General features: G+C 74.3%; 17 protein-coding genes. 5 read left to right on the top strand and 12 right to left on the bottom strand.

The window, feature by feature from the left end; translation table 11 throughout:
- Positions 1-31: 31 nt before the first annotated feature.
- The 4 genes from WJX68_RS05780 to WJX68_RS05765 all read right to left on the bottom strand — a co-directional run bounded on the left by WJX68_RS05780 (position 32) and on the right by WJX68_RS05765 (position 4,003).
- Complete coding sequence (locus tag WJX68_RS05780) at positions 32-553, bottom strand: YflT domain-containing protein (protein WP_340286753.1); 522 nt, start codon at positions 551-553, stop codon at positions 32-34.
- A gap of 165 nt (positions 554-718) precedes the next feature.
- Positions 719-1,912 (bottom strand): acyl-CoA dehydrogenase family protein, encoded by a 1,194-nt coding sequence (locus WJX68_RS05775; RefSeq protein ID WP_340286751.1) that lies wholly within the window; start codon positions 1,910-1,912, stop codon positions 719-721.
- A 41-nt stretch (positions 1,913-1,953) separates the two neighbouring features.
- Positions 1,954-2,913 carry an HpcH/HpaI aldolase/citrate lyase family protein gene (locus WJX68_RS05770; protein ID WP_340286749.1) on the bottom strand — a complete coding sequence of 320 codons (960 nt, stop codon included), beginning with the start codon at positions 2,911-2,913 and terminating at the stop codon, positions 1,954-1,956.
- A 163-nt stretch (positions 2,914-3,076) separates the two neighbouring features.
- Complete coding sequence (locus WJX68_RS05765) at positions 3,077-4,003, bottom strand: PhzF family phenazine biosynthesis protein (protein WP_340286747.1); 927 nt, start codon at positions 4,001-4,003, stop codon at positions 3,077-3,079.
- Between the two features lie 73 nt (positions 4,004-4,076).
- Between WJX68_RS05765 and WJX68_RS05760 the strand changes: the two genes are divergently transcribed.
- Positions 4,077-5,396, top strand: a complete 1,320-nt coding sequence (locus WJX68_RS05760; protein WP_340286745.1) for a magnesium transporter MgtE N-terminal domain-containing protein — start codon at positions 4,077-4,079, stop codon at positions 5,394-5,396.
- A complete protein-coding gene (locus WJX68_RS05755) occupies positions 5,389-5,925 on the top strand; it encodes a DUF1003 domain-containing protein (RefSeq protein ID WP_340286743.1) in 537 nt (178 codons plus the stop codon). Before WJX68_RS05760 ends, WJX68_RS05755 begins: the two co-directional genes overlap by 8 nt.
- A 16-nt stretch (positions 5,926-5,941) precedes the next feature.
- Here the strand turns inward: WJX68_RS05755 and WJX68_RS05750 are convergent, their stop codons facing one another.
- Positions 5,942-6,424 carry a MarR family winged helix-turn-helix transcriptional regulator gene (locus WJX68_RS05750; RefSeq protein ID WP_340286741.1) on the bottom strand — a complete coding sequence of 161 codons (483 nt, stop codon included), beginning with the start codon at positions 6,422-6,424 and terminating at the stop codon, positions 5,942-5,944.
- A 140-nt stretch (positions 6,425-6,564) separates the two neighbouring features.
- On the opposite strand from WJX68_RS05750, the gene WJX68_RS05745 reads away from it, so the two are divergent.
- Positions 6,565-7,713, top strand: a complete 1,149-nt coding sequence (locus tag WJX68_RS05745; protein ID WP_340286739.1) for an Mrp/NBP35 family ATP-binding protein — start codon at positions 6,565-6,567, stop codon at positions 7,711-7,713.
- Positions 7,714-7,774: 61 nt separating this feature from the next.
- On the opposite strand, the gene WJX68_RS05740 is transcribed toward WJX68_RS05745, so the two are convergent.
- From WJX68_RS05740 to WJX68_RS05720, 5 genes are all read right to left on the bottom strand, one after another.
- Positions 7,775-9,031, bottom strand: a complete 1,257-nt coding sequence (locus WJX68_RS05740) for an aspartate aminotransferase family protein (protein ID WP_340286737.1) — start codon at positions 9,029-9,031, stop codon at positions 7,775-7,777.
- A gap of 162 nt (positions 9,032-9,193) precedes the next feature.
- Positions 9,194-10,123 carry an AEC family transporter gene (locus tag WJX68_RS05735; protein WP_340286735.1) on the bottom strand — a complete coding sequence of 310 codons (930 nt, stop codon included), beginning with the start codon at positions 10,121-10,123 and terminating at the stop codon, positions 9,194-9,196.
- A 63-nt stretch (positions 10,124-10,186) separates the two neighbouring features.
- A complete protein-coding gene (locus WJX68_RS05730; RefSeq protein ID WP_422785662.1) occupies positions 10,187-10,858 on the bottom strand; it encodes a GntR family transcriptional regulator in 672 nt (223 codons plus the stop codon).
- Positions 10,859-10,867: 9 nt separating this feature from the next.
- Positions 10,868-11,596, bottom strand: a complete 729-nt coding sequence (locus tag WJX68_RS05725; protein WP_340286731.1) for a maleate cis-trans isomerase family protein — start codon at positions 11,594-11,596, stop codon at positions 10,868-10,870.
- A 40-nt stretch (positions 11,597-11,636) separates the two neighbouring features.
- Positions 11,637-12,134 carry a DUF3830 family protein gene (locus WJX68_RS05720; RefSeq protein ID WP_340286729.1) on the bottom strand — a complete coding sequence of 166 codons (498 nt, stop codon included), beginning with the start codon at positions 12,132-12,134 and terminating at the stop codon, positions 11,637-11,639.
- Positions 12,135-12,230: 96 nt separating this feature from the next.
- Between WJX68_RS05720 and WJX68_RS05715 the strand changes: the two genes are divergently transcribed.
- Positions 12,231-13,214: a D-2-hydroxyacid dehydrogenase gene (locus tag WJX68_RS05715; protein ID WP_340286727.1), complete on the top strand. Its 984-nt coding sequence runs from the start codon at positions 12,231-12,233 to the stop codon at positions 13,212-13,214.
- Entirely contained in the window at positions 13,211-14,614 is a 1,404-nt protein-coding gene (locus WJX68_RS05710) for an amidase (RefSeq protein ID WP_340286725.1), read from the top strand. Before WJX68_RS05715 ends, WJX68_RS05710 begins: the two co-directional genes overlap by 4 nt.
- A gap of 76 nt (positions 14,615-14,690) precedes the next feature.
- Here WJX68_RS05710 and tatB read toward each other — a convergent pair whose 3' ends face one another.
- Together tatB and WJX68_RS05700 are read right to left on the bottom strand one after the other, a co-directional pair.
- On the bottom strand, positions 14,691-15,134 hold the full coding sequence (gene tatB / locus WJX68_RS05705; protein WP_340286723.1) for a Sec-independent protein translocase protein TatB: 444 nt from the start codon (positions 15,132-15,134) through the stop codon (positions 14,691-14,693).
- Between the two features lie 18 nt (positions 15,135-15,152).
- Positions 15,153-16,697 (bottom strand): S1C family serine protease, encoded by a 1,545-nt coding sequence (locus WJX68_RS05700; protein WP_340286721.1) that lies wholly within the window; start codon positions 16,695-16,697, stop codon positions 15,153-15,155.
- Positions 16,698-16,740: the final 43 nt, after the last annotated feature.

Below are 16,740 nucleotides of genomic sequence, written 5' to 3'. Positions count from 1 at the left end.
TACCTCAGGGGAACAGATGTCCGGTTCGCCCTCAGAACCCGCCGCCGGGGCCGCCCATCGCGAGCTTCGCGAGCATCTCGCGCGCCTTCTCCGCGTTGCGGGGCTCGCACAGCACGTCGTAGCGGCCGGCGACCATCTGGCTGGCGGACTGGAAGTCCCGCCGGCCCTTACTGGCGCTGTAGCTGACCGCGGCGAAGGCCATGAAGAACACCGCACCGGAGACGAGCCCGACGACGATCGGCAGGAAGTTGCCGTCCGGGGAGAACACGAACAGCAGCACACCGACGAACAGGCCGAGCCAGGCGCCCTGGGCCGCGCCCGAGGCGAGCACGCGGCCCCAGGTGAGCCGGGCGATGACCCGCTCGACCAGCATCAGGTCGACGCCGACGATCGTCACGTCGGCGACCGGGAAGTCGGAGTCGGCGAGATGGTCGACGGCCCGCTGCGCCTCCTCGTAGGTGGCGTAGGAACCCACCGGCCACCCGGTCGGCGGAGTGGGCAGCTGCGGCAGGCCCGGAGCCGGACGAGCCTGGCCGCCGAAGGGGTTGGTCATGGCGTACTCCTCGCAGAAGATGTCCTGGTCCCGTCACCGCCGCAACGTCCGGCGGGACTCCGGCGTGCCCGGAACCCTAGCGCCGGAGCCCCAGGTCACACCCGAGGGACCGCACGACACGGCCCCGCACCCCCGGCGGGGGTACGGGGCCGGTGGCCGGTGGCCTCAGCGCAGCTTGTAGTCGCGCAGCAGACCGCGGGAGATGATCGTCTTCTGGATCTCCGAGGTGCCCTCGCCGATGAGCAGGAACGGCGCCTCGCGCATGAGGCGCTCGATCTCGTACTCCTTGGAGTAGCCGTAGCCGCCGTGGATGCGGAAGGACTCCTCGGTGACCTCCTTGCAGTACTCCGAGGCGAGCATCTTGGCCATGCCGGCCTCGACGTCGTTGCGCTCGCCGCGGTCCTTCAGGCGCGCGGCGTTGACCATCATCAGGTGCGCGGCCTCGACCTTGGTGGCCATCTCGGCGAGCTTGAAGCTGATCGCCTGGTGCTGCGCGATCGGCTTGCCGAAGGTGGAGCGCTGCTGGGCGTACTCGACGCCGAGCTCGAAGGCGCGGATCGCGATGCCGCAGGCACGGGCGGCGACGTTCACGCGGCCGACCTCGACGCCGTCCATCATGTGCGCGAAGCCCTTGCCGCGCTCGCCGCCGAGGATCTGCTCACCGGAGATCCGGTGGTCCTTGAAGACGAGCTCGGTGGTGTCGACGCCCTTGTAGCCCATCTTGTCGATCTTGCCCGGGACGACCAGGCCGGGGGCGACCTCGCCGTAGCCGGTGGGCTTCTCCACCAGGAACGTGGTGAGGTTCTGGTGCGGCTTGTCCGCACCCTCGTCGGTGCGCACCAGCACCGCGGTGAGGTTCGACGTGCCGCCGTTGGTCAGCCACATCTTGGCGCCGTCGATGACGTAGTCGTCGCCGTCCTGCTTCGCGCGGGTCTTGATGGCCGCCACGTCGGAGCCGAGGTCGGGCTCGGACATCGAGAACGAGCCGCGGGTCTCACCGGTGGCCATCTTCGGCAGGTAGCGCTCCTTCTGCGCCTGCGTGCCGTGCTGGCGCAGCATGTAGGCCACGATGAAGTGCGTGTTGATCACACCGGAGACGCTCATCCAGCCGCGGGCGATCTCCTCGACCACCAGGGCGTAGGTGAGCAGCGACTCGCCGAGGCCGCCGTACTCCTCCGGGATCATGAGGCCGAACAGCCCCATCTCCTTCATCCCGTCGACGATGTCCTGCGGGTAGGCGTCCTCGTGCTCCAGGGCGGTGGCGTGCGGGATGATCTCCTTGTCCACGAAGGTGCGGACGGTGGAGAGGATCTCCTCCTGGATGTCGGTCAGACCGGCGGTACGGGCGAGCCGGGCCATGGTGTTCCTCCTGAACGTCTCTGGTCAGCGGCCGGGGGTGCTCACGCCTCCGGCGGGGTCCACTTGTCGGTGCGGGTCATGCCGGCCGCGCGGCCCTTGCCCGAGATGACCAGCGCCATCTTGCGGCTGGCCTCGTCGATCATCTCGTCGCCGATCATCGCCGCGCCGCGCTTACCGCCGGCCTCGGAGGTGTAGTACTCGTAGGCGTCGAGGATGTTCTCGGCGTGGTCGTAGTCGCTCTGCGCCGGGGAGTACGTCTCGTTGGCGGCGTCGATCTGGCCGGGGTGCAGCACCCACTTGCCGTCGAAGCCCAGCGCCGCGGAGCGCCCGGCGATGCGGCGGAACCCGTCGACGTCCTTGATCTGCAGGAACGGGCCGTCGATGGCCTGCTTGTCGTGCGCGCGGGCCGCCATCAGGATCGACATGAGGATGTGGTGGTAGGCGTCGCCCACGTCGTAGCCGGGGGGCTGCTCGCCGACGACCAGGGACTTCATGTTGATCGAGGCCATGAAGTCGGCCGGGCCGAAGATGATCGTCTCGACCCGCGGCGACGCGGTCGCGATCGCGTTGACGTTGGTCAGGCCCAGCGCGTTCTCGATCTGCGCCTCGATGCCGATCCTGCCGACCTCGAGGCCGTTGGTCTTCTCGATCTGGGTCAGCAGCAGGTCCAGCGCGACGACCTGCTCCGGGGTCTGGACCTTGGGCAGCATGATCGCGTCGAGGTTCGCGCCGGCGCCCTCGACGACCTCGACGACGTCGCGGTAGGTCCACTCGGTGGTCCAGTCGTTGACCCGGACGACCCGGATCTTCTCGCCCCAGCCGCCCTCGTTCAGGGCCTCGACGATCGTCGTGCGCGCACCGGGCTTGGCCAGCGGGGCGCAGGCGTCCTCGAGGTCCAGGAAGACCTGGTCGGAGTTCAGCGTGCGCGCCTTGTCGATGAACTTCTGGCTCGATCCGGGCACGGCCAGGCAGGACCGGCGGGCGCGGAGGGTGGTGCTCACAGGCGGGCTCCTCGTCGAGTTCGTCCTCGCCCGCCGCCGTGGACCGTTGCGGCACGGGGCGGGCGCTGGGCTGTGCGGTGATGCTGGCACGCCGGGGACCGCGACGCCCCGTCCAGGTGATTGGTTTCTCACCCGGCTGAGGTCAGGAGGGGTTACCCGCGAGTCACCCCTGTTCGGGAGGAGGGGTCAGGGAACCGCTGGCCACCGCGACGACGGTTCCGCCGACCCAGGTCCCGACGGCGCGTCCGCCCGCGGTGCGCACGCCGGCGTAGAGCGTGGAGGGCCTGCCCATCTCGACGCCCTGGGTCACCACGAAGGCGTGCTCGCCGTCGTCGGAGACCAGCCCGCGGTCGGCGAGGAACACCCCGAGCGCGACGGCGGCCGAGCCCGTCGCCGGGTCCTCGGGCACCCCGATCCCGATGCCGAACATCCGCGCGTGCACCCGCTCGGCGGTCCCGTCGACGGCCGCGACGAGCAGCCCGGTCGCGCCGCTGCCCTCGACCGCCGCCACGAGCGCCCCCGGGTCCGGCACCGCCCGCGCGACCGCGCCCGCGGTGACGAGCAGGACGGCGAAGTCGGTCCCGGCCCCGGCGACGCCCGGCACGGCGGCGCCGTCGACGTCGTCGGGACCCAGCCCGACGGCCGCGGCGAGGCGCACCGCGTCGAGCTCGCCGCCCACCGACGGGGTCCCGCCCTGCACGCGGGCCCCGGTGGCGTCGACCCGGACCGGGAGCAGTCCCGCGCCGCACTCCTGGACGCGCTCGCCGTGCCCGATGACGCCGTCGCGGGCGAGCACCCAGGCGGTGCCGACGCTGGGGTGCCCGGCGAAGGGCAGCTCGGCCAGCGGGGTGAAGATCCGCACCCGGTAGTCGGCGCCGCCCTCGCCGTCGCCGGTCGGGGGCAGCGGGAACGTCGTCTCGGACAGGTTGAACTCGCGCGCGATCGCCTGCATCCGGGCCGTCGACAGCGCCTCGGCGCCGTGCACGACGGCGAGCGGGTTGCCCGCGTAGGAGCGGTCGGTGAAGACGTCGACGACGTCGTAGCGCAGGGGCTCGGGGTCCGGACCGGGTTCGCTGTGCGGCTCGCTCACGCCGGGCGAGCCTAGTCACACCATCGGCGATGCCGGCCGCCCCCGTCGCGCGGACCGGCCTAGTGTTCGGCACATGGCCTCGGCTCGGGTTTTCGTCGCGCGGATGGCGGGGCTGGCCGTCTTCGGCCCGGACGGCGAGCGGATCGGCAAGGTCCGCGACGTGGTCGTCTCGCTGCGGGTCGACAGCCATCCGCCGCGGGTGCTCGGGCTCGTCGTGGACCTGTCGGCGCGGCGCAGCATCTTCGTGCCGATGCTGCGGGTCGCCGACATCGCGCCGACCGCCGTCACGCTCGCCAGCGGGTCGGTGAACCTGCGTTCGTTCGACCAGCGCCCGAACGAGACGCTGGTGCTGGGCGAGCTGCTGAACTCCTCGGCGACGGTGCGCGAGACCGCCGCCGAGGGGTCGGTCGTCGACGTCGCGATCGAGCCGACCCGCACCCGCGACTGGGCGGTCACCAAGGTCGCGCTGCGGTTCCGGCGCACCCGGCTCGCCCGGCGGCCCCGGGTGGAGGTGCACGGCTGGGAGGCCGTGTCGGGGCTCGACGTCGCCGCGGCGCAGGGCGCGGACCGGCTGCTGTCGGTGTTCGACACGATGCGCCCGGCCGACGTCGCCGCCGCGCTGTCACGGCTGCCCGACGAACGCCAGCACCAGGTCGTCGACGCCCTGGACGACGAGCGGCTGGCCGACGTGTTCGAGGAGCTGTCCGAGTCCGACCAGCGCGAGCTGCTGGCCTACCTCGACGACGACCGCGCCGCCGACGTCCTGGAGGCGATGAGCCCCGACGACGCCGCCGACCTGCTCGGCGAGCTCGACGACGCCGAGGCCGGCCGGCTGCTGGAGCTGATGGAGCCCGGCGAGTCCGAGCCCGTGCGGCGCCTGCTGCGCTACGAGTGGGACACCGCGGGCGGCCTGATGACGCCGGAGCCGATCACGCTGGGCCCGGACGCGACCGTCGCCGAGGCGCTGGCCCGCGTGCGCAACCCCGAGGTGCCCCCCGCGCTCGCGTCGATGGTGTTCGTGGTCCGGCCGCCGACGGCCACCCCGACCGGGCGCTACCTGGGCTGCGTGCACGCCCAGCAGCTGCTGCGCGCCGCGCCGTTCGAGCTGGTCGCGGGCATGGTCGACGCGGAGCTGCCGCAGCTGGGACCCTCGGCCGGGCTCGGCGAGGTGACCCGGTACTTCGCCAGCTACAACCTCGTCGCGGGCCCGGTGGTCGACACCGAGGACCACCTGCTGGGGGCGGTCACCGTCGACGACGTCCTGGACCATCTGCTGCCGCAGGGCTGGCGCGACCGCGACCTCGCCCCGGGCGAGGTGCCCGCCGGCCCGGTGCGCGGTGACGGCCGGTCGGCCGCCCCGGCCGCCGCGAACGGGGAGGTGCACGATGCCTGAGGCCGGGATCGGACGGCGGCTGGACCAGCCGCGCGTCGGGCGCCGCCGGTTCGAGATCGACCCCGACGGGTTCGCCCGGCTCTCCGAGCGGATCGCCCGCTTCCTCGGGACGGGCCGGTTCCTCGCCATGCAGACGGTGATCGTCGTCGTGTGGATCGCGCTGAACCTGATCGCCTGGCGGATCCAGTGGGACCCCTACCCGTTCATCCTGCTCAACCTGGCCTTCTCGACCCAGGCCGCCTACGCCGCGCCGCTGATCCTGCTCGCCCAGAACCGGCAGGACGACCGCGACCGCATCGCGCTGGAGGAGGACCGGCGCCGCGCCGAGCGCACCAAGGCCGACACCGAGTTCCTCGCCCGCGAGCTCGCGGCGCTGCGCCTGGCCGTCGGCGAGACCGCCACCCGGGACTACCTGCGCGGCGAGCTGGACCGGCTGGGCGACCGGCTGGACGGGGCGGTCGCGCGGGCCCGCGGCGAGGAGGTCCCCGCCGACGCCGGGCGCCGGAAGCCGCGCCGGAAGGACCGCTGAGGCCCGCTCCCGGGGATCAGGGCACCAGGCGTCGCATGATCCGTTCGAGGTCGGCGAGGTCGCCGGCGTCGAGGCGCTCGACGAAGTGGTCGCGCACCCCCCGCAGGTGGGTGCCCGCGGCGACCCGAAGCCGGTCGAAGCCGGTGTCGGTGAGGTGGGCGGTGACCCCGCGGCCGTCCGCCTCGACCTTCGCGCGCGCGACCAGCCCGGCCCGCTCCAGCCGGTCCACCAGCCGGGTCACCCCGGAGCGGGACAGGAGCACCGCGTCGGCGAGCTCGGTCATGCGCAGCGCGCGCCCGGGTGCCTCGGAGAGCTGGACGAGCACGTCGTAGGCGGCCAGCGACAGGTGCTGCTCGCCCTCCAGCTCGGCCTCGAGCTGGCGGATCACGCCCGCGTGCGCACGCAGGAAGCTGCGCCAGGAGGCGAGCTCGGCCGGGGACGGGAGCACCCGCCGCCGCACCGGGTGCTCACGCGGCGGGGCGGCGCTCGTGTCGTCCATCACGGAGATGCTAGTCGCGGACCGGGCACCCCACCGGCGGACCGGCCGGCGCCGCGCGTCCCGGCGGGCGGGGACGGGGAGGGCCGGGACCGGTCCACGTAGCATGGGGTGACGCGAGAGGAAAGAGGTCGTAGGAGCCCATGTCCGTCACCGGCAGCACCAGCACCGTCTCCGAGGCCGTGCGCGCCGCCCTCGGCACCGTCGAGGACCCGGAGATCCACAAGCCGATCACCGAGCTGGGGATGGTCAAGAGCGTCGACGTCTCCGCCGACGGGCTCGCCCGGGTCGGGGTGTACCTGACCGTGGCCGGGTGCCCGATGCGCGAGACGATCACCTCCCGCGTGACCGAGGCCGTCTCGAAGGTCCCCGGCGTCGAGCGCGTCGAGGTCGAGCTCGACGTGATGAGCGACGAGCAGCGCACCGAGCTGCGGCGCAGCCTGCGCGGCGACGCCGACGAGCCCGTCATCCCGTTCGCCCAGCCCGGGTCGCTGACCCGCGTGTTCTGCGTGGCCTCGGGCAAGGGCGGGGTCGGCAAGTCCTCGGTCACCGTGAACCTCGCGGCGGCGATGGCCCGGCGCGGCATGAAGGTCGGCGTCGTGGACGCCGACATCTACGGCCACTCCGTCCCGCGCATGATCGGCGCGGGCGACCGGCCCACCAAGGTCGAGAACATGATCATGCCGCCGCAGTCGCACGGCGTGAAGGTCATCTCGATCGGCATGTTCACCGACGGCAACACCCCCGTCGTCTGGCGCGGGCCGATGCTGCACCGCGCGCTGCAGCAGTTCCTGGCCGACGTGTTCTGGGGTGACCTGGACGTGCTGCTGCTCGACCTGCCCCCGGGCACCGGCGACGTCGCGATCTCCACCGCGCAGCTCGTCCCGAACGCCGAGCTGCTGGTGGTCACCACGCCGCAGCAGGCCGCGGCCGAGGTGGCCGAGCGGGCCGGGTCGATCTCCACCCAGACCCGCCAGCGCCTGGCCGGCGTCGTGGAGAACATGTCCTGGATGGAGATGCCCGACGGCTCCCGCAACGAGATCTTCGGCTCCGGCGGCGGGCAGACCGTGGCGGACTCGCTGAGCCGCACGGTCGGCACCACGGTGCCGCTGCTGGGGCAGATCCCGCTCGATGTCGCGCTGCGCGAGGGCGGCGACGCGGGCGTGCCGATCGTGCTGGGCAAGCCGGAGTCGGCGGCCGCGCAGGCCCTCGACGCCGTCGCGGAGAAGCTGACTGTGAAGGCCCGTGGCCTGGCCGGGATGAGCCTGAACATCTCACCCGTCGGGCGCTGACCGACGTACCGCGGCCCCGCACCTCAGCTGGGGTGCGGGGCCGCGTCGTTCCCCCGGGGCGTCAGGACAGGGCGTTGTTCAGCGCCTTGGTCCAGAGGGCGAGGCCCTCGTCGATCTGCTCGGCCGTGACCACCAGCGGCGGGATCATGCGGACGACGTTGCCGTACACGCCGCACGTCAGCAGCAGCAGGCCCTGCTCCGCGGCGGCGGCGTGCACCGTCGCGGCGGTGGCGCCGTCGGGCTTGCCCTGGGCGTCGACGAACTCGATGCCGACCATCAGGCCGCGGCCGCGCACGTCCCCGATGCCGGCGATGCCCTGCGCGGAGTCGCGGACCCCGGCCACGAGCCGCTCGCCCTGCACGCGGGCGTTCTCGACCAGCCCCTCCTCCAGGAGGACCTCGAGCGTGGCGAGCGCGGCGGCGCAGGCGACGGCGTTGCCGCCGTAGGTGCCGCCCTGCGAGCCCGGCCAGGCCTTCTCCATGATCGCCTTCGGCGCGGCGATCGCCGAGAGCGGGAAGCCCGACGCGAGGCCCTTGGCGGTCACGATGATGTCCGGGGTGAGGCCCTCGGCGTGCTGGTGGCCCCAGAACCGCCCGGTGCGGCCGTAGCCGGTCTGGACCTCGTCGGCGATCAGCAGGATGCCGTGCCTGTCGGCCCGCTCGCGCAGCCCGTGCAGGAACGCCGCCGGGGTCGGGACGTAGCCGCCCTCCCCGAGCACCGGCTCGACGATGAACGCCGCGACGTCCGACGCCGGCGCGGTGGAGGCGAGCTGGCGGTCCAGCTCGGCCAGCGCGAACGCGACGGCCTGCTCCTCGGACCAGCCGTAGCGGTAGGCGTAGGGGAACGGCGCGAACGCGACGCCGCCCATCATCGGGCCGATCCCGGCGCGGATCTTCGCCCCGGAGGTGGTGAGCGCCGCGGCGCCCATGGTGCGGCCGTGGAAGCCGCCGTCGAACGCGACGACCAGCTGGCGGCCGGTGGCCTGGCGGGCGAGCCGCACCGACGCCTCGACGGCCTCGGAGCCGGAGTTGGTGAAGAACACCGAGTCGATGCCCTCGGGCAGGATCTCGCCCATCCGCTCCACCAGCTTCAGCAGCGGCTGGTGCATGACGGTCGTGTACTGCCCGTGGATCAGGGTGCCGACCTGCTCCTGGGCGGCCGCGACGACCTTCGGGTGGCAGTGCCCGGTGGAGGTCACGCCGATGCCGGCGGTGAAGTCGAGGTGGCGGCGCCCGTCGGTGTCGTACAGGTAGACGCCCTCACCGCGGGCGGCCTGGACCGGGGTGGCCTGCTTCAGCAGCGGGGACAGCTGTGCCATGGGTTCGCAGCTCCTGATGCGTCGAGGGTGGTGCATCTCGGGTTGTCGAGTTGTCGACAATCTCAGGGAAGCATGCGCGGGCGACTCCGGGCAAGGGTGGGACGGGCCTCGCTTTGCTCTGCTCACCCCCGCGCAGCACCGGCGCGCCGGGCGGGCCGCGGCTCAGGCCAGCAGCGCGGCGACGACGAGCAGCACCGGGACGGCGACGACGGTGGAGGCGAGTGCGGCGTCGCGGGCCAGGGGGACGGCGCGGTCGTAGCGCACCGCGTAGCCGAAGACGTTCTGCGCGGTCGGCAGCGCGGCCAGGACGACCACGGCCAGCAGCGCCGGGCCGCTCAGCCCGAGCACGCCGGCGGCGACGGCCCAGGCGGTCAGCGGGTGCAGCACGTTCTTGATCGCGACCGCGGTCCACAGCGAGCCCGCGGTCTCCCCGGTCCCGGGACGGCGGGCGCCGTGCAGGGAGATGCCGAAGGCCAGCAGCATCGCGGGCACCGCGAGGTCGGCGAGCAGCGAGACCGGGGCCGTGACCGGCTCGGGCAGCACGACGCCCGTGGCGGACACGGTGAGCCCGGCGGCCGTCGCGACCGCGATCGGGTTGCGCAGCGGCGCGGACGCCACCCGCACCCATCCGGGCCGCTCGCCGCGGCCGTCGCCGGGCAGGACGTCCATGAGTGTCGTGAACAGCGGGGTGAGCACGGCCAGCTGGAACAGCAGCACCGGCGCGACCGCCGCCGAGTCGCCCAGGACGTAGGCGGCGATCGGGATGCCGAGGTTGCCCGCGTTGACGTAGCCCGAGGCCATCGCCCCGACCACTGTCTCCCCCGCAGGCCGCCGGCGCAGCAGTGCGACGGGGACGAACAGCAGGCAGGCCAGGCTGCTCGTGAGCGCGGTGACGAGCAGCCCGGAGGAGAACACGGCGCCGACGTCGGCGCGGCTGAGCGTGGTGAACAGCAGTGCCGGCGTCGCGACGAAGAACGCGGTGCGCGCCAGGACCCGCGAGCCCTGCTCGCCGAGCAGGCCGCGGCGGCCGAGGACGTACCCGACGGCGACGACCACGCCGATGACCAGGAACCCCTCCAGCACGCCCACCACGTGCCGTCACGTTACGGCGGCGGGCGGCCCCGCGGAGCCCGCGGCGGCACGCTTCACAGCGGGTCAGGCGGCCCCCGGCATCGCCGCGAGGATGCGGGTCACGGCGTCGTCCATGTGCGCGGCGAGCCGGTCGAGCAGCAGCTCGGTGCGGCCGTCGCGCAGGGCGTCGCGCAGCCGTTCGTGCTCGACGAGCAGCTCGCGTGCGGGCGGCGCGGTCTGCTGGAAGGCCGCGAGGCACATCCGCGTCTCCACCAGCAGCCCCTCGGTCATCCGGCGCAGCCGCGGGCTCCCGGACGCGGCGACGAGCGCGGCGTGGAAGTCGTGGTCGGCGTCGGCGAGCCCGACCGCGTCCCCGGCGTCGGCGGCCGCGGCCATGGCCCCCAGCGGGATCTCCAGGGCGACGACCGCCGCGTCCCGGTCGCCGGCCAGCACCTGCAGCGCCGCCGCCCGTTCGACGGCGGTCCGGGCCAGGTAGACGTCGCGGACGTCGTCGGGCCCGAGCTCGCGCACGAACAGCCCGCGGTGCCGCTCGCTGCGCAGCAGGCCCTCCGCGACGAGGCGCTGCATGGCCTCGCGCAGCGGGCCGCGGCTCACGCCCAGCCGGTTCGCCAGGTCCACCTCACCGAGCTGGGTGCCCGGCGCGAAGGTGCCGCGCATGATGGCCGCGCGGATGCGGTCGGCGACGATCTCCGCCGTGGAGCGCCGGCTGACCGGCTCGAGCTCCGACATGTCCAGCCCCACGTCTCATCCCTTCCGGAACAGCGTTCCCAGCCCGGGCCGGGCGACGTCCGGGCCGGCCAGCCGCAGGCCCTGCCAGATGCTCACCTGGTTGGCGGTCAGCACCGGCCGCCCGGCCCGCTCGTCGAGCGCGTCGAGCACGTCCACCGTGTGCAGCGCGGTGTCCGGGAGCAGGACGGCGTCGGCGCCGGGCGCGTCCGAGGCCACCGCGGCGGCGAAGTCCAGCACGGTCTCCGGCGGCAGCGTCCCGACCTCGGCCGCGGTGATGATGTCGCGGGCCGACATCGTGAGCACCGAGATGCCGTGGTGGGTCAGGAACTGCACGAACGCCCCGGCGACGTCGGGCGGGTAGGTCGCCCCGACGGCCACCGAGCGCACGCCGAGCCGCCGGCAGGCGTCGACGAACGCGAACGACGTGCTCGACGCCGGCACCCCGGCGACCCGTTCCAGGGACGCGACCTGGTCCCGCGCCCCCTCGGGACCGAAGATGAAGCTGCCCGAGGTGCAGGCCCACACGATCGCGTCCAGCGGGCCCGCCTCGGCGGCCACCCGGCGCGCGCCGTCGGCGAGGACCTCGTCGCCGCCGATGTCGAGCAGGGCGTCCTCGCGGTGGGCGTCCTCCTTCATCTCGGTGTGGACGAGGGCGAGCCGGCTGCCGTCGGTCAGCAGCTTCTCGGCGCGCGGGTAGTCGTCCTCGGCGGAGTAGCCGGGGTACAGGAAGCCGACCGTGCTCATGTTGTCGACAATCCTACAGAGACCGGCGTCACCGCAAGCCTCACGACGCCCGGGAGTAGACGAGCCGCTCGCCGACGCTGCCCGATCGCCACACGTCGTGGCAGGCGGTCGCCATCGCGTCGAGGCCGTCGACGATCGTCGCGAACACGTTGCCCGGGACCCAGCCGACGTCGCCGTTGAGCAGCAGGTTGTTGCGCCCGTAGAAGATCGCGAGGTCGATGCCGCCCTCGGCCGCGTCGATGCCCTGGTCGTCCTTGAACGCGGCGTCGAGCATGCCGCCGTGGAAGTCGAAGTAGCAGACGTCGCCCGGGATCGGGGTGACCGTCGGGTTCTCCTGCCCGATCCGGGGCCCGAACCGGCCGACGATCGTGTAGACCTCGTTGCGGGCGTACTTGGCGTGCTGGGCGTCGCCGCCCCGGGGGCCCTCGGCCAGCGCCTCCCAGACCGCCGCGGACGTCCGCGGGGCCTCCTTCTCCAGCAGCTCCGCGGTGCACGCGACGCCACGCTTCACGAGCTCGATCCTGATGAGCTTCGACATCCGATCCCCCTGTCCGATACGCGGATTGTTGACAATCGTAGGTGCGGTTCCTAGCGTGTCAACGCCGCCCGACCTCCCCACGGACAGGATCACGTGTTGCCGGTCTCCGCTGGTCAGGACCCTATCTCCGTCGCCGTGCTGCACGGCGGCGAGACCCCTCCCGGACTCGACGGGGCCGTCGGTGACGCACGTCTCCGCCTCGCCGCGACGCCCGACGAGCTCGCCACGGTGCTGCCCGGCTGCGAGGTGCTGCTCACCTGGGACTTCACCTCCGACGCCGTCAAGCAGGTCTGGGACGCCACCGACACGTCCGCGCTGCGCTGGGTGCACACCGCGAGCGCGGGCGTCGACCGGGTCGCGTTCCCCGCGCTGCTCGGGTCCGGGGCGACGCTGACGAACTCGCGCGGGGTGTTCGACCGGCCGATGGCCGAGTTCGTGCTCGGCGCGGTGATCGCCTTCGCCAAGGACACCGCCCGCTCGCTGGCCCTGCAGCGCGAGCGCACCTGGCGCCACCGCGAGACCGAGAACGTCGCGGGCACCGTCGCGACCGTCGTCGGGAGCGGGCCGATCGGGCGGGCCGTCGCCGAGCTGCTCGGGGCCGTCGGGATGCGGGTGCGCCTGGTCGGGCGCCGCGCCGCCGAGGGCGTGCACGCCTTCGACGAGCTGCCCGGGCTGCTGCCCGACACCGACTACCTCGTGCTCGCCGCGCCGCTGACCGACGACACCCGCGGGATGCTGCACACCGGCACGATCGCGCTGCTGCCCGAGCGGGCCCGCGTGGTCAACGTCGGGCGCGGCCCGCTCGTGGTGCAGGACGACCTCACCGGCGCGCTGGCCACCGGCCGGATCGCCGGCGCCGCGCTCGACGTGTTCGAGGTCGAGCCGCTGCCCGCCGACTCGCCGCTGTGGACGATGGAGAACGTGCTGCTCTCCCCGCACATGTCCGGCGACGTCGTCGGCTGGAAGGACATGCTCGTCGCGCTGTTCGCCGACAACCTCGCCCGGTTCCGGGACGGCCGGGAGCTGCGCAACGTGGTGGACCCCGAACGGGGATACGTGAGTACCGGAGGGAACCAGTGACGACCGCCGACCTGAGCGCCACCGAACTGCTGGCGGGCTACCGCAGCGGGGACATCTCGCCGGTGCAGGCGACCCGGGACGCGCTCGACCGGATCGAGGCCCACGACGGCGCGGTCAACGCGTTCTGCCTGGTCGACGCCGACTCCGCGCTCGCCGCGGCCGGGGAGTCCGAGGCCCGCTGGCAGGCCGGCGAGCCGGTCGGGCCGCTCGACGGCGTCCCGACCTCGATCAAGGACATGCTGCTCACGATCGGCTGGCCGACCCGTCGCGGGTCGACGACGACGTCGCCGGACGGCCCGTTCGAGGTCGACGGCCCGCCGGTCGCCCGGGTCCGCGCCGCGGGCGCCGTCCTGATCGGGAAGAACACCACCCCCGAGCTGGCGTGGAAGGGCGTCACCGACTCGCCGCTGACCGGGGTCACCACCAACCCGTGGGACCCGACGAGGACGGCCGGCGGCTCGTCCGGCGGGTCCGCGTCCGCGGTGGGGCTGGGCATGGGTCCGCTGTCGCTGGGCACCGACGCCGGCGGCTCGGTCCGCATCCCGGCCGCGTTCACCGGCACCGTCGCGCACAAGCCGACCTACGGCCGGATCGCGCACTACCCCGGTTCGGCGTTCGGGACGCTCGCCCACGTCGGCCCGATGACCCGCACCGTCGCCGACGCCGCGCTGCTGTACGACGTCGTCGCCCGTCCCGACACCCGCGACCCGTGGGTGTTCGACGTGCCGCGGGAGTCCGCCGTCGAGCGGCTCGCGAGCGGCGCGCAGGGCCTGCGGATCGCCTTCTCCCCCGCCCTCGGCTTCGTCGACGTCGACCCCGAGGTCGCCGCGCTCGTCGCCGACGCCGTCGCGGTGTTCGCCCGTGAGCTGGGCGCGACCGTCGAGCAGGCCGACCCCGGTTTCGCCGACCCGATCGAGCCGTTCCACACCCTGTGGTTCGCCGCCGCGGCGAAGTCGCTGGAGCCGATCGGCCCCGAGGCCCGCCGGGCGATGGACCCGGCGCTGGTGGAGATCGCCGAGCAGGGCGCGGGGGTGTCCGCGCTGGACTACCTGGGCGCGATGGCCGTGCGCAACGAGCTGGGCACCCTGATGGGCGCCTTCCACGACTCCTACGACCTGCTGCTCACCCCGACGCTGCCCATCACCGCGTTCGAGGGCGGCCGCGAGGTCCCCGAGGGCTGGCACGACCCGCGCTGGACGTCGTGGACGCCGTTCACCTACCCGTTCAACATGACCCAGCAGCCCGCGACGTCGGTGCCGTGCGGGTTCACCTCCGCCGGGCTGCCGGTCGGACTGCAGGTCGTCGGCCCGCGGCACGCCGACGCGACCGTCCTGGCCGCCGCCCACGCCTACCAGGAGGCGACCGGCCACCACCTGCGCCGCCCGCCGATGCTGGGCTGAGGCCCCACCGACGACGACGGCGCCGCCCCCGGGTCCGGGTGCCGCGCCGTCGTGCGGGTGCCGGGCGTGCGGCGGGTCAGGTGGCGTCCCAGTCCACCGGCGGCTTCTCCCCCCGCACGAGCGGGGGCTGCGGCGCCGGCGGCGGGGTGCTCGCCGCGGCCGCACCACCGGCGGCGGCCGCCCCGGCGGCGCCCGCGGCGGTCCCGGCCGCACCCGGGGCGAAGCCGTTCGGCTTGACCGGCCCGGCGAAGCCGTCGTCGGAGAACAGGCTGCGGGTGATCGCCGTGCGCGGGTTGAGCGACCGGAGGCTGCGCAGGTCGTTGAGCGGCTGCTGGATCTGGTCGAACTCGGGACCCAGCTCCTTCTTCAGGTGGTCCTGGGCGCCGGTGGCGAACTCCTTGACCTTGCGCACGGCGCGGCCGAGCCACGCCGCCGCCTCGGGCAGGCGCTCCGGGCCGAGGATGAAGAGCCCCGCCACGACCAGGACGAGGATCTCCGGCATGCCGATGTTCTCGAACACACCGCCAGCGTACGGCCTCTAGCGCTGCCCGAGCGTCACGGTCACGGTGAGCGGGCGGCCCTGGCGGACGAGCTCCACCGGCACCTGCTCGCCGGGGGCGTGCTCGCGCACCGCGACGACCAGCTCGTCGGCCCCGGCGACCGGGCGTCCGGCGACCCGGACGACGACGTCGCCGTCGGCGATGCCGGCCGCGGCCGCCGGTCCCCCGGCGACGACGTTCTGCACCTGGGCGCCGTCGGTGGCGCCGTCGGTCACCGAGCGGGCGTTGACGCCGAGGTCGGCGTGCGCGACGCGCCCGGTGCGGATGAGCTCCTCGGCGATCGCCCGGGCGTCGTCGATGGGGATCGCGAAGCCGAGTCCGATCGACCCGCCCTGCCCGCCGGACTCGGCGCTGCTCGCACTGCGGATCGCGGTGTTGATGCCGACGACGGCGCCGGTCGCGTCCACCAGTGGCCCGCCGGAGTTGCCGGGGTTGATCGCCGCGTCGGTCTGCACCGCGTCGATGACGGCGTCGCCCGCGCTGCCCTCCGGGTCCAGGCGCACCGGCCGGTCGACGGCCGAGACGATGCCGGTCGTCACCGTGCCGGCCAGCCCGAACGGCGACCCGATGGCGATCACGGCGTCGCCGACGGCGAGCTCGCCGGAGCGGCCGATCGCGGCGACGGTCGGGTTCGCGACCGGGACCTTGACCACGGCGAGGTCGGTCATCGGGTCGGCCCCGACGACGGTGGCCGGGACGCGGGAGCCGTCGGAGAACAGTGCCTCGATGGTGCCCTGGCCCGGCCCGGTGGCGGGTGCGACGACATGGTCGTTGGTGAGCACGTAGCCGGCGGGGTCGATCACGACGCCGGAGCCGTTCCCGGCCTGGTTGCCGACGGTCACCTCCAGTGAGACGACGGCGGGCAGCACCCGCCCGGCGACCTCGGCGACCGACCCGGCGGGGCGCTCACGGGCGGGCTCGGTCGCGGTCAGCACCGCACCGGGGCTGGTCAGGGCGTTCGCCCCGGCAGCGACCCAGTGCCCGACGAGCCCGCCGAGCGCGCCGACGGCGAGCGCGATCACCCCCAGCAGCGCGAGCGCGCGGGGCTGCACCCGCCTGCCGAACAGGACCTCGCGCACGCTGAGCCGGGCCGCGTCCGGGCGGGCCGCGGCGGGGCCGTCGTCGCCGTCGCCGGGCGGCGGGGCGGCGACGACCGGCGTACCCGGGTCGCGCCACGGGTCGCCGGTCGAGCCGCCGGGCCAGAACGGCTCACCGTCGCCTGCGCCGTGACCGCCGGGATCCGGCTCCGTCGCTCCGGGCGGGCGCTGCAGCCCGCCGTCGCGCTCGTCGGGGCGGCCGAACGCACGGGCCACGGCCGCGGTCGGCGGCGGGGCGCTGCGCAGCGACCCCGATCCGGTCCCGTGCGACGGCGGCGGTGCGAACGAGGCGTCGACGCCGTCGGGGCGGCCGAACGCGGCCCGCTCCGCGGGGTCGGTGCCGGGGCGCTGCAGGGGGCGCGGCGCGAGCCGCGGCGGGGCCGATCCCGTGGCGTCGGGGTCCGGCTCACCGGTCGTCGCGTGCACCCGGACAGCCTGCCCGCCGCGTGGTGAAGTCGGCGTATCGGTG

It is taken from the genome of Pseudonocardia spirodelae (assembly GCF_037727765.1).
GTDB lineage: Bacteria > Actinomycetota > Actinomycetes > Mycobacteriales > Pseudonocardiaceae > Pseudonocardia > Pseudonocardia spirodelae.
Note: the sequence above shows the minus strand (reverse complement) of the source record. Positions and strands in the feature narration are given on the sequence as shown.